Genomic DNA, 12,253 nt, shown 5'->3' on the forward strand with positions numbered 1-12,253 from the left:
ATTGAGGATTATTATGGATGAAAGAATAATTAGTACGTTTTGTTTATGGTGTGACTTATTAGGTTATTCAACACCCTTTGTTGAGTCAGGGTGGAATTTAAACACAGAAGAATCATTGAGAAATCTTGACAGAATAGTAAGCTTACAGTGGATGTTTACTAAAATATCATTTTATCCAATTGAGCGTATCTTAGTTCTAAATGATGGATTTGTAAAGACTATTGACGTACTAAAAAATCTTACTCAACCACAACAATATTTATATTGGTTTGACAATGTTTTAGATATTTATAATTCACTCAACCGTGTGGATAAAAGTAGAAACTATCCGGGAGCACGTGCTGTGTTGACTCATGGATACAGATATGAATATATGCAAAGTAATATGACAGCAGCAGATTTAGTACAAACTTCATTAGAAAGAAAAAAAGAATTGGAAAAACAAGTTATGGTATACTCGCCTCGAGAGTTTCAGATGAATACTGCATTTTCGAAAGCTTTCATTATGGAGGGTGCTGGTTCAGAGGCTGGAATTGTTGGCTCTAATCTATATATTGATATTATATTTTTGAAAGAGTTAGAATTAGTATTAACAAGCAATAAAAATGCAAAAAATTTTCTTGTTGATGAAGGTGTTGAGCATTCTGAAACAGGATGTAGAAAAGATAGAATAAATGAACTAAATGTTGAGTTTAACGTTATTTCGTATGAAGAAGAAACCTTCTTCATCTGGGAAGTAATAGAGTGTATTGAAGGACAAAGTGAAGTTTTATTTAAGTTATGGCTTGACAATAATTATGTAGTTTTCAACAACAAAGGTATAAATACCAGATTATTTAAAGCTGTTAAGTATAAAACATTTCTCGAAAAAGACTTGATTATTGAATTAAGCTAATTTTCAAGATGATAAGGGCCTACTTCCATGTCGGCTCCGGCTCCGTGGGGCGCCATCCATCACCGGATAAAATTCAGCTATTTTTTGGAGTGAGTTTATGTTAAATAAAGAGAAATTGTTCTTAAATAAGTTGTACTGGAAAGGTGCAAATCTTTTAGAGCATAACTGCGATTATTATAGCCAACTTATTGACAAATACGGAAAAGTAAAAGCCATTATTTATAAAGATAATAAAGAGAAATACAAAGAATATGTTTTCCATGATTTTATTTATTACTGTTTTACGAAGTCGATAAGAAGTATGGTGGCGGTAAAAGAATTAATAAACAATAACTGAAGTTTCGCACCCCTCAAAACCCTTGTATCTCTAATTTAAAGGTATCCTAATGCCAGTGGTTCCTTCTGATTATTACCGATTAACTGGCATTTTTAAGGGCTATAAGCTGATTACTAAGAAAAGAATTCTCAAATAGTTCTTTCAAATGTTCATATTCACTGGAATTCCTAAATTCCAAAATGTCCACTAAACCAGACTTGGCGATGCTGGTGATCACCACTTGCAGCAAATCATCAAATAATTCCCAGAGCCGCTCCGCTACATTCTTCTCTATGAGTTCGTCCTTGATTTCCGCAAATAATCCTTCTAAGGATTCGTAGGCGTTTACTCGTCGAAAATAGGCTAGGAGTGTATAGAGGAGATAGCAGGTCGTGATATGGGCAATCTGCGCATCGAAATCCCTCGATTGACAAGTCCCGAGCTTCAAATGCTGCTTGGCTTCCTTAAAAAAGACTTCGATGGTCCAACGGATACTGTAAATCTCCAACATACTCAATAAACTAAGAGATATATCCGTCGAGAGGAACAGTCTAAATTTCTTTTGATAGGGAAACCGGCAAAAATACAGTTTGATTTGTCCGATTCCTTCATAATCAACAAGGACTTCGAAATAACGGATATTCCGTTTCCTACAGCGTTTTTCGTTTCCCTCACTTTTGAGGACCGATTTTAATTGGCTGGCATTAAGGGAAGTCTCTTTGTAGCGATACTTCCTCGTATCTTGCCGAACACCACAGACCAAATGCATCGATTTTTTGTCTAATCCTCGAATCGTTTGAATGAACTCGTAACTGCTGAACCAGCTGTCAACCAGGACATATTTAGCCTTAAACCCCTGTTTTACCGCCCGTTTTATCATATCCAGACCGTTCGAAATTTTGCTAACATGGCATTCTCTGATCCGTTTAGCCCCAGCAGATTTGGGGTCTCGTTGCTTTTTGAACCGTTCTTTACGGTGCCTTGCCTTTTTTAAGGGCTTTTCCACTTGTAAAGTGAAGTCTATAGGCGTGAGGCTTTTACCATCGAAGAAACCAAGGGTTAAATTTTTAAAGCCTAATTTGCTACCTTTCTTCCCTGCAACATGGTCAAACACCTGGGTCATTTGTTCAATTCTTCGACCTGTCTTAGCAAGAGTTGTATCATCTAGAATGAAAGCGGACTTTTCATCCACTTCGTTCGTAGGATTAACCAATCGTTGAAACTGTTTGGATATACCGATCAGCAATGCTCTCCAAGGCATTTTTTCATTGTTCTTCAGTCGATATATGGAATCTTTCTTCATAGTAGTAACCTTTTGGAAATCGCTTTTATATAACGCGTGGACACTTTTCAGTAACATTAGGGGCAACATCAACATTAGTGAGAGGATTTCCGCGGAACTGTAACCATCCTGTTTCAGAAAACCAACTTTGCGGCAAAGCGTTTTAAGCTTGAACGTCTTCATAACTTCACATATAATATTGTTAATCGAATAGCCGTGATTTTGGAGTACGTTTTCAATTTCTTTGACAGGTTTCCGCATGATAACACCTCATTTTTGGTTGATTTGGAGTAGCATCTTATTATACCAAAAACCTAGTGTTCATGCGGATTTTTATCGTTTTTTCGTCTTATTCTAAGCCGAATTTTCGGCTGTTTTATGGGTGCGAAACTTCAGCAATAACTTTCGAGAAGACACTCTTATAATTCTTAGAACTGTTTATGAGAATTATATCAATATGTCCTATATACTTAATAATCCTCATGAAATACGCGAACTTGTATGGCAAAAAATTGGATTGAAAGCTGGAATATATGAATTCAAAAAAACAAATAATAACAAACTTAACTATAAAAAGGTAATACTAAAGGCTAATAATAAGGAATATGACCATAATACATCTATACAAAAAATGGTAGAACATGGCGTACATCCAATTGACGCAATAATACACCCTATTATTTATCCATATCTTTCGGAGCACACACATCCAAATATGATTGGGTCAGGAAATTATAGAACTAAAGACAATAAACATTATGAAGTCGGGCGTGAAATATTACATATTGAAGTAGTATATTTTGCAGTATATATTAGTTTTTTAATAGGTGGAGAGATATATTTATATCATACCGCCAACTTTGATGAGGTTGATACGCTTACCGGTGAAGAATCACGCAAGATGGTTGAGGAGATTGTGGAAATAAGAGAATTAGTAAATGAAATAAGTGAGGTCATTGTTTTTGATTTAAATACTGAGTTAAAGGAGTTAATTGAGAAAAGATTAGCTTCCATAGATATTAGCTAATTAGAATACTACTTTTTATTGAAGACATTTAAACTGTATGTCTTTGCAATATACACATTTAAGGGGTTGCCCTCCATGGCAACCGCTGAGTATGGGGGTGCTATCCATCACATAACAGCGAAGTTCCGCAACTTAGAAAAGATGAATTTGGTAAGGCGCTGCGGAACTTCGCGAAACGTTATATAAAATCGCGCGCAGGATCGCCGCGTCCTGCGGCGAAAGAATTCTTTTTATAGGACTTATGAAAGGGAAAATACAGTGGGTTGTTTAGAATTAATAAGAAATGAGCCAATCGAGGAAGATATTGCTGATAATGAGATAAACCCAGTAAGGTTAATGATTTTTACTGAAGGTACTATATTAGGGCCCAAAAGTATACTGCAACATTTTAATCATGCAGCATATGTTCCGATAAATAACGCAGTTAACTTGATTAAATCTTGGAAACAACAGGGTACGGAAATAGTATATTTGACATCGAGAAAAAAAGAAAAACAGGTATGTGAGATAAAAGAGCTGCTACTTAAGAATGATTTTCAAGGTTCAATGCTGTTTTATCGAAGTGAGGGACTATAAGATGAAATACTTCGCAGTTTGTACTATACTATGAAGAAGATTACCAAGGCTCGTTCCAACTGAAAAGTATATGACTTTTATACTTGGGGGGTATATCCGCTGGATATCTACATGACCACACTTCTGGAAAAATTAAATGCATTTAATCCAAAACTCTATAAATCCGCCAATGGGCTATCTGCGATCCGAACCTTGAAACTCATAGAAACTGGAAAGCAGACCTTTGAACCCGATGTTCTGTATATGGGTACTAACGCTAACCTTGAAACTTTTGCCAACCATGGCGGAAATCATCTTATTTTGATAACAGATGAGGCTATACCAGATTCTTTCGAAAGGAATCCACCCTTTAATCTATTGAAAATTGAGGGAGAAATTAGTTTTAATGCAGTGTTTAATACGATACAGGATATCTTCAACAATAAAACCAAACACTCCCTTGATTCCGAAATTTTACTAGATTCTCTCGCTCAGGGGCAGGGAATACAACATATCATCGATATGGCATTTCCATTAATAGGGAACCCAATGATGGTATTAGATAAAAGTCTTAAGCTGCTTGCTTATACAAAAAATATTACGGTTAATGATCCTATGTGGATTGAACTGACAACAAAAGGATTTTTTTCTTACGAGACTGTTTCTTTGATGAAACACAAAAAAGCTTTAGAAAAAGTGAACAACAGCAAACTTCCGGTGTTGTTCTTATCTAAAGAAAAAATTGAGGATGACCATTCGAATAGTAATTATTCAGTATTTCCTTTACTATCAGAACCCTCTGTTACTCAAGTACTTTCAAGTATTAATATTAAAGGAAAAGCTGTCGGCAGAGTTGTAATAATGGAAGTATTACAACCGATTAAGGATGAAGATATCGATCTTCTTTCACTTTTATGCAAAGTCATTTCCTCTGAAATGCAGAAAAACAAGTTTCTGATTAACTCAAAAGGGATTATGTACGAATATTTTTTAGCTGACTTGCTGAGTAAAAAGATAAAGGACTCAAAAGTAATCCATGAAAGATTAATGTATCTGGATTGCAATTTCAAAAAAAACTTATGTATTCTTACGATAAGACCTTCTCAATTTGACCTTGCAAATATTCCCCTTTCATACATTAGAGATATGGTGGAAAGTCTGATTAGTTTCAGCAAACCGATCATTTATGAGGATAACATCGTGATCCTGATTAGCAGGAGTATCGATACTCCCTTTCACGAAATTGATTTTGAGTATATGTTTGAGTTTCTTAGTGAAAATAACCTACATGCCGGGCTAAGTCGCACTTTTCAAGACCTCAGTGAAACCTATAAATTTTATCAACAATCACTTACAGCAATGGATATCGGCGTAAAATCTTCTCAAGAAAAGATTTTCTTTGAATATGAAAAATATTTAATAGATCATGTGATTGAGTTATGCTCATCTTACACCGACTTAAAAGATTTATGTCATCCATCCCTCCTAACCCTTATAGATTACGACCAGAAAAATAAAACTAATTTCACCCAAACACTCTATACTTTTATTGAAAATTCAAAGAAACTAATTGAAACCGCAAACATCTTACATATTCACCGTAACACAATGAGCCTTCGTATTGAAAAAATACAAGAAATCATGGAAGTAGATCTAGATGACATTAATTTTCTACTTCACCTGCAGTTTTCTTTTAAAGTTTTAGACTACATAAACAATTTGAATCTAAATAACGACTAAAACAAACAAAGGCGCTAGACAATATTGCTTGTCTAGCGCTTTGACGTACATAATTAATCTCCATTATCATTAATTCTTAGGGCTACATCCAGTAATGCCATACCGCCCAGAGGCTTAAACAACCAACTGCAGATCCCGCAAAGAGAAGCATTGCACCTCTTTCCGTTGCAACCTTGTGTTTTCCCACAGCATTAATGTAAACGAAGGACGTTCCCATCACGATACAGGCATAAATGAAATAAACCAGCACCCAGCCGTACCAAGTCATAACCTTCCCGCTGGCAGAAGTGAGACTATTAACTCCGATTTCTATTAAAACAGATAAGGCCCCGACAAAAAAAGAGTAAATCATTCCGACCATACGCTCACCTCCTTTGCTTTGTAATCTAGAGATCTAAAAGTTAAAATAGTTCCGGCCATTCTAGCCACCACTTATTTTCTTCTAAGACTTCGGTACCGTAACCAAAGAAATCATCAATATTTTTTAATAGTCTTGAAGCTAATTGCGACTTGGAAGCCGCGGCTACTCCCATCGAGTGGAACCAACTCTCTTCCTTATTGTTCCATGGACAAACTTTCATACAACGTCCGCACATCGCCCCATTCTTATTACTAATCCGGAATGTCGTGCATTTTTGGACATTGGTATTCCATTTTTCATAGCCATTATGAATGATAGGATTATCATCATGACTGATAGCTCCCGAAGGGCATTCATCCGCACATTTTTTACACGTGGCACAGAATTCCCGGGCACCAAAGGATATGGGTTTATCGGGTTCCATAGGCATGTCCGTCGTAACAACGGCTGCCTTGAAACGGTAACCCAGGCGGGGATGAGCAACACATTCACCGGTACGCGTCATTTCGCCAAGACCGCACGCTACCAATACCGGCGGTACCACCACCTGATAATTTCCACAATGATGCGCTCTTGCTGAATAGCCAAGATTACGAATATAAGCTGCAATAGAACAAGCAATAACACCCGAGTTCATATAAGCCATATAGCTTTGGGATGCACTAATGCCGTCAAAGCCCGTTGAACTCAATACGGTAGGCAAGCTCTGGTCTACGATGATGCCTATGGCGTATTTATGCGTTGTGGTTATCGGGGTCACATTCAAAGCATTGTAGGGCCCGTGGCCTACCGCAGGACCTTTCTCAGAATAGAAAGCGTGAGGCGGCATGAGCCCAACACCAACTTCTGACGCGCCAAGAAACATCCCGAGATCTTTAATATGGCTCGCCAGCAAATCCTGCGGCGGCAAAGGAAGTTTATCCTCTCTTACCGGCCCGTCCACAAATTCGGGCGTACCGATGGAATGAGACATGGTGAATAGCGCACTCATTAACGGGTGCTTGCCGCCAAGTTTAATTAATGACTTTAAAACCTGTTCACCATAAATACCACGAGCAGCTTTGGCAAACCCTGTTTCCGTTTCACTGATTCTTTCGATGGGCCCAACAATTTTTGTTGAACCCAATTGTGTCGCATTTTCAGGGTTATACTCATGCCGTTTGACGAAGACAGCTCCGTGGTCTCCGGCGTTGAGAACTGTTTTTTTATTGGATTTTTCAAGGGCGGCTTTGCTATATTTTACGTTCGTGACCGACGGCTTTAAGGTTTTATCTGCCGGATCGGATACATTTCTGCTTTCCTGGATCTCCTGTTGATTTTGTCTTTTTTGGTTTTCTGCATTCATTTCTTTTCACCTCGTATTTTAATAATTAAGATTTTGAATTAGTCTTTCGTCAACCAATTGAAAATAGGCGGAGACAAGGTACAAGTTACAATGGCTACTAATATAATAGTTCCGTTTAAACTACTGCTAATAATTCCAAGTTTTAGGGCCACTGCACCTGTCGCAATGATTAAACTCAGCCTTGATGATAGAAGAGTCGTTGCAGCAATTGATCTTTTCCACGAATAATTGATTTTTAGGAAGAATACCGGAGATAAGGTAACCGCGTAAACAGCAAGAACTAAAATTGGCAACAGGAAAAGCGAACTTGCATTATTGACAATATCCTTAAAGCTAAAATTAACCCCAACCATGATAAAGAAAATCGGTATGAATATGCCATAGGCTATGGCGTCCAGCTTATGAAAGACCTGACTTGTTTTCCGATCACTTACTAAGGAAATAATAACCCCCACCAAGAAAGCGCCAAGAATAACTTCAGTCTTTAAAAGCTGTGCAATGATGATAAATAAAATAAGAAGGGCAAATGATGCTCGAATTTTTATCTGAGAATTTTTATGGGCCAGTTGTTCAATAATCGGTAATTTTGAAATAACATTACCAAATTTCCAGATAATGATAAAGATGGGTATGAATAATAATATTAAAGCAATATCTTTCATGGAATCTGCGCTTTTGAAAGTGATATAGGACGACAATAGCAACATTGTAAATAAATCCGAAAATAACGCGGCCAGTAAAACGCTTTGCCCATATTGCGTGGTCAACATATCACGTTCTTTTAGAATTGGAACCACAACGCCGACCGATGTACTGGACAAAATAATTGTGAAGATAACGATATCGGGTATTAACCCAATGGCTTTAAGCCCAATTGATACGAATAACGAAAGAATAAAAGTTGTTGCAAATAGCAATAAGGCGATAAGAAAGGGGTGTTGGTGCCATTTTACATTCTTTGTCCTTGCCATTGATCTGATCATCTCAAAATCAATTTCCAACCCAGCCATAAACATGAGAAAAGCAAATCCTAGATTATAGAGCAGGTTTAGCCATTCGCTCCCTTGAATTAAGTCAAAACCGCTTTTCCCAATAATAATTCCTGCGATAATTTCCCCGACGACTATCGGGATAGAAATATATTTAATCTTTTTGACGATGAGTGGAATAATGAGAGCAATGACTGCAATGATTAAGAGCGGATAATAAGATATTCCTTCGGCCATAGGTCTTGCTCCTTTTCAAACATACTTCTGCCGTTGATACGATCATTACGCTGAGATAAAAAGAGACGCTAGACAACATCGATCGCCTAGCGTACGAAAACTACTTTTTAAATAGTTCCGGCCACTGAAGCCACCAGCGGTTCTCCTGTATTACTTCGGTACCATATCCGAAGAAATCATCGACATTCTTCAATAATTTTGCAGCAAGCTTAGATTTGGAAGCAGCGTAAATACCCACGGTATGGAACCAGCTATCCTCTTTATTGTTCCAGGGACAGGATTTCATACACACTCCGCACATGGCTCCTTTTGTATTGCAAATACGGAAAGATGTGCATTTCTTAATATCTGTGGGCCATTTTTCATAGTTATTAAACTTTGACGGATGATCATCTTGACTAATTGCACCCGATGGACATAGCGTGGCGCATTTTTTGCAAGTTACGCAAAATTCCCTTGCTCCGAAAGAAATAGGTCCATCTGGTTCCAAAGGCATATCCGTCGTTACGGCGGCCGCCTTAAATCGGAATCCGAGCCTCGGATGCACAATACTTTCACCCGTCCTCGACATTTCGCCTAACCCGGCGGCAACGAGCGCCGGTGCTAAAATCATTTGATAATTCCCGCAGTGATGGGCCCGGGCCGAATACCCCATGTTTCTTATATAAGATGCAATGGAAGTCGCAATCACACCGGATGTGAAATACGCATAATAGCTCTGACTGGAGCTGATCCCATCCATACCCGTCGATGAAAGAATCGTATCTAAATTTTGATCAATAAGAATGCCTATAACATATTTATGGTTTGTGGTTACCGGGGTTTTTTCGTTGGGCTTTTTCAAGCCACGGGCTACTTCGACAGCATGCGGTACAGTGTGTGTCCAATACGCATACTCGGGCATCAATCCTACTCCGACCTCATCCGCCTTGAGAAATTTAGCGAGATCCTTGATATGTTGGGTCATGGATTTCGGATCAGGAATAGGAAGAGGCTCGGTTCTTACAGGTCCGTCTACAACGTTTTCACCGCCAATGACATGTGACATATTGAAAAGAGATTTTACCAAAGGATGCCTTTCTGGGATCTTCTTTAAACCTTCAGCAACCTCGGGACCGTATTCTCCTCTGCCCGCCCTGTTAAAGCCTGTATCTTCTGCGCTTTTTCTAGGGATAGGACCAAAAATTTTAGTTGATCCCAAATAATTTGGGGAATAATCGAGATGTTTAACTGGAATGCCGTAATTTCCCCCTCCAAGAATCGTCGTGGTTTTCCCTACTCTGGAAAGTGCGGCTTTGTTAAAGGCAACCGTCATACCGGCGGCGTTCGCAATGGTATCTCCAAACTGGGCATATTGATCCCTGGTCTGTTTAAAGTCTTTGTAGACTGATTCTTTTTCTTTATCGTTATAAGTCCCCATGATTTCCCTCCATCATCATGAATTTTTAAGGATACATACAGTAACGCCAAAACAGCAAAAGTACTAAGATACCAGCTGCAGATCCCGCAAAGAGAAGTATTGCACCTCTCCTCGTGGCAACTTTATGCTTTCCCACAGCATTAATGTAAACAAAGGAAACTCCCATAACGATACAGACATAAATGAAATAAATTAGCACCCAGCCGTACCAGGACAAAATCATTCCGTTAGCAGATGCAAGACTATTAACTCCAATTTCTATTAAAATAGATAAGGCCCCTACAAAAAACGAGTAAATCACTCCAGCCATCTATTCACCTCCTTTGCTTTGTTTCCTAAAATCCATTACACTTGATGCGCGTTGCTTTTAAAAACATTTTTTTGCATCTCTCAAGACTATAAGCTAAATTCGATCTTTTTCATGGATAATTTAATCATAAAATATCAAGTTAAGATATATGCGCGATGTTAGGTATTATCATTTATTTTTGTGCATCAAGCACTATGTATTTATCTTATAGATAAGAATTTTAGTATCTTAAATAAAAAAAGACACCAACTACAATTAAATAATCGGTGTCAGAGATTTTTTGTTTTTCCTCCGTCTACTTGATAGACATATTTTGTATTATTTTAAAGGTTTATAGGTTATCATCTTTATTTAGCGCTTCGTGCCTTGTCAATCGGCAATTGTTAATTCCTGAAGCTGTGGATCGGCGCTGGAATTCTGCCGCCGCGGTTAATGAATTCTTCCGCACTGAACGGATTGACAGCCATGATCGGTGCATAGCCCAGCAAACCGCCGAACTCGGCTGTATCGCCGACTCCTTTGCCATAGACAGGAATCACGCGGACTGCGGTCGTTTTGTTATTGATGACGCCGATAGCGGCTTCGTCCGCAATCATGGCTGAAATCGTCGATTCCTTCGTGTCTCCTGGTATCGCAATCATATCCAGCCCTACGGAGCAGACACTGGTCATCGCCTCAAGTTTGTCAAAGGTCAAGGCTCCGTTCTTGACTGCATTGATCATTCCTTCATCTTCGCTAACCGGGATAAAGGCCCCGCTTAGTCCCCCTACGGAGGAGGAGGCCATAATGCCGCCTTTTTTGACAGCGTCATTCAACATAGCCAGCGCTGCAGTCGTGCCATGGGTTCCACAGGCTTCCAAGCCCATTTCTTCAAGAATCCTGGCCACACTGTCTCCGATTTCCGGTGTTGGGGCCAGGGACAAATCCAAAATACCGAACGGTACATCCAGTCTTCTGGATACTTCGTTGCCAACCAGCTGACCGGCCCGGGTAATTTTAAAGGCAGTCTTTTTAATGTTCTCGGCTACGACATGCAAGGGTTCTCCCTTGACCTTCTCCATGGCACATTTGACGACGCCGGGACCGCTTACCCCGACATTGACCACAACTTCGGGTTCGCCAACCCCGTGGAAGGCCCCCGCCATAAACGGATTGTCATCAACGGCATTCGCAAATACCACCAGCTTCGCACAACCCAGAGAATCCCTGTCCCTGGTCAAATAAGCTGTATCTTTAATGACTTTTCCCATCATCTTCACTGCATCCATGTTGATACCGGCTTTGGAATTGGCCACATTCACAGACGAACATACCCGTTCTGTTTCATTCAGAGCCTCAGGGATTGATTCAATTAAGATTCTGTCGCCTTTCGTAAAGCCTTTCTGCACAAGCGCAGAGAAGCCTCCGATAAAGTTAACGCCGACCTCCCGGGCTGCTTTGTCCAGCGTTCTCGCAAACTCGACATAGCTTTCTTCTTCACTCCCGGAGGCGATGATGGCCATCGGCGTAACGGAAATTCGTTTATTGATAATGGGAATGCCATATTCAGTTTCGATTTCATTGCCGACTTTGACAAGATTTTGTGCCAACCTGGTAATTTTGTCATAAATTCTCCGGCGGGCCTTTTCTCCTGAAGCGTCAATGCAATCAAGCAAAGAAATGCCCATTGTGATGGTCCTGATATCCAGTTTTTCTTTCTCGATCATGCGGGTGGTTTCAAAAATATTTTTATAGAGATTCATTATTTACCTCCAAAAGACTTCCCCTGTTTCTGGC

General features: G+C 39.2%; 12 protein-coding genes. 5 read left to right on the forward strand and 7 right to left on the reverse strand.

Going from position 1 to position 12,253, the window contains the following annotated elements:
* Positions 1-13: 13 nt before the first annotated feature.
* Together DHBDCA_RS09570 and DHBDCA_RS09575 are read left to right on the forward strand one after the other, a co-directional pair.
* Positions 14-895: a hypothetical protein gene (locus DHBDCA_RS09570; protein ID WP_015044012.1), complete on the forward strand. Its 882-nt coding sequence runs from the start codon at positions 14-16 to the stop codon at positions 893-895.
* 97 nt (positions 896-992) lie between these two features.
* Positions 993-1,232, forward strand: a complete 240-nt coding sequence (locus DHBDCA_RS09575) for a hypothetical protein (RefSeq protein WP_015044013.1) — start codon at positions 993-995, stop codon at positions 1,230-1,232.
* Between the two features lie 79 nt (positions 1,233-1,311).
* Here DHBDCA_RS09575 and DHBDCA_RS09580 read toward each other — a convergent pair whose 3' ends face one another.
* Complete coding sequence (locus tag DHBDCA_RS09580) at positions 1,312-2,754, reverse strand: IS4 family transposase (RefSeq protein ID WP_015042633.1); 1,443 nt, start codon at positions 2,752-2,754, stop codon at positions 1,312-1,314.
* 121 nt (positions 2,755-2,875) lie between these two features.
* Between DHBDCA_RS09580 and DHBDCA_RS09585 the strand changes: the two genes are divergently transcribed.
* The 3 genes from DHBDCA_RS09585 to DHBDCA_RS09595 all read left to right on the forward strand — a co-directional run bounded on the left by DHBDCA_RS09585 (position 2,876) and on the right by DHBDCA_RS09595 (position 5,815).
* Entirely contained in the window at positions 2,876-3,520 is a 645-nt protein-coding gene (locus DHBDCA_RS09585; RefSeq protein WP_242824889.1) for a DUF5677 domain-containing protein, read from the forward strand.
* 258 nt (positions 3,521-3,778) lie between these two features.
* Positions 3,779-4,096, forward strand: a complete 318-nt coding sequence (locus tag DHBDCA_RS09590; protein WP_034377934.1) for a hypothetical protein — start codon at positions 3,779-3,781, stop codon at positions 4,094-4,096.
* Between the two features lie 111 nt (positions 4,097-4,207).
* A complete protein-coding gene (locus DHBDCA_RS09595; protein WP_015044015.1) occupies positions 4,208-5,815 on the forward strand; it encodes a PucR family transcriptional regulator in 1,608 nt (535 codons plus the stop codon).
* Between the two features lie 82 nt (positions 5,816-5,897).
* Here DHBDCA_RS09595 and DHBDCA_RS09600 read toward each other — a convergent pair whose 3' ends face one another.
* From DHBDCA_RS09600 to DHBDCA_RS09625, 6 genes are all read right to left on the reverse strand, one after another.
* A complete protein-coding gene (locus tag DHBDCA_RS09600; protein WP_015044016.1) occupies positions 5,898-6,176 on the reverse strand; it encodes a hypothetical protein in 279 nt (92 codons plus the stop codon).
* Between the two features lie 40 nt (positions 6,177-6,216).
* Positions 6,217-7,521 carry a reductive dehalogenase gene (locus DHBDCA_RS09605; protein ID WP_015044017.1) on the reverse strand — a complete coding sequence of 435 codons (1,305 nt, stop codon included), beginning with the start codon at positions 7,519-7,521 and terminating at the stop codon, positions 6,217-6,219.
* Between the two features lie 38 nt (positions 7,522-7,559).
* On the reverse strand, positions 7,560-8,747 hold the full coding sequence (locus tag DHBDCA_RS09610) for a cation:proton antiporter (protein WP_015044018.1): 1,188 nt from the start codon (positions 8,745-8,747) through the stop codon (positions 7,560-7,562).
* Positions 8,748-8,847: 100 nt separating this feature from the next.
* Positions 8,848-10,167 (reverse strand): reductive dehalogenase, encoded by a 1,320-nt coding sequence (locus DHBDCA_RS09615; RefSeq protein WP_015044019.1) that lies wholly within the window; start codon positions 10,165-10,167, stop codon positions 8,848-8,850.
* Between the two features lie 25 nt (positions 10,168-10,192).
* On the reverse strand, positions 10,193-10,477 hold the full coding sequence (locus DHBDCA_RS09620; RefSeq protein WP_015044020.1) for a dehalogenase: 285 nt from the start codon (positions 10,475-10,477) through the stop codon (positions 10,193-10,195).
* Between the two features lie 383 nt (positions 10,478-10,860).
* Positions 10,861-12,219: a PFL family protein gene (locus DHBDCA_RS09625; protein WP_015044021.1), complete on the reverse strand. Its 1,359-nt coding sequence runs from the start codon at positions 12,217-12,219 to the stop codon at positions 10,861-10,863.
* Between the last annotated feature and the right edge of the window lie 34 nt (positions 12,220-12,253).

The sequence above is a fragment of the Dehalobacter sp. DCA genome (assembly GCF_000305775.1).
In the GTDB taxonomy this organism is placed as follows: Bacteria; Bacillota; Desulfitobacteriia; order Desulfitobacteriales; family Syntrophobotulaceae; genus Dehalobacter; species Dehalobacter alkaniphilus.

Coding starts and splice junctions, on each gene's coding strand:
- DHBDCA_RS09570 (WP_015044012.1), top strand. CDS start 14: ATGGATGAAAGAATAATTAGTACGTTTTGTTTATGGTGTGACTTATTA.
- DHBDCA_RS09575 (WP_015044013.1), top strand. CDS start 993: ATGTTAAATAAAGAGAAATTGTTCTTAAATAAGTTGTACTGGAAAGGT.
- DHBDCA_RS09580 (WP_015042633.1), bottom strand. CDS start 2,754: ATGCGGAAACCTGTCAAAGAAATTGAAAACGTACTCCAAAATCACGGC.
- DHBDCA_RS09595 (WP_015044015.1), top strand. CDS start 4,208: ATGACCACACTTCTGGAAAAATTAAATGCATTTAATCCAAAACTCTAT.
- DHBDCA_RS09600 (WP_015044016.1), bottom strand. CDS start 6,176: ATGGTCGGAATGATTTACTCTTTTTTTGTCGGGGCCTTATCTGTTTTA.
- DHBDCA_RS09605 (WP_015044017.1), bottom strand. CDS start 7,521: ATGAATGCAGAAAACCAAAAAAGACAAAATCAACAGGAGATCCAGGAA.
- DHBDCA_RS09610 (WP_015044018.1), bottom strand. CDS start 8,747: ATGGCCGAAGGAATATCTTATTATCCGCTCTTAATCATTGCAGTCATT.
- DHBDCA_RS09615 (WP_015044019.1), bottom strand. CDS start 10,167: ATGGGGACTTATAACGATAAAGAAAAAGAATCAGTCTACAAAGACTTT.
- DHBDCA_RS09620 (WP_015044020.1), bottom strand. CDS start 10,477: ATGGCTGGAGTGATTTACTCGTTTTTTGTAGGGGCCTTATCTATTTTA.
- DHBDCA_RS09625 (WP_015044021.1), bottom strand. CDS start 12,219: ATGAATCTCTATAAAAATATTTTTGAAACCACCCGCATGATCGAGAAA.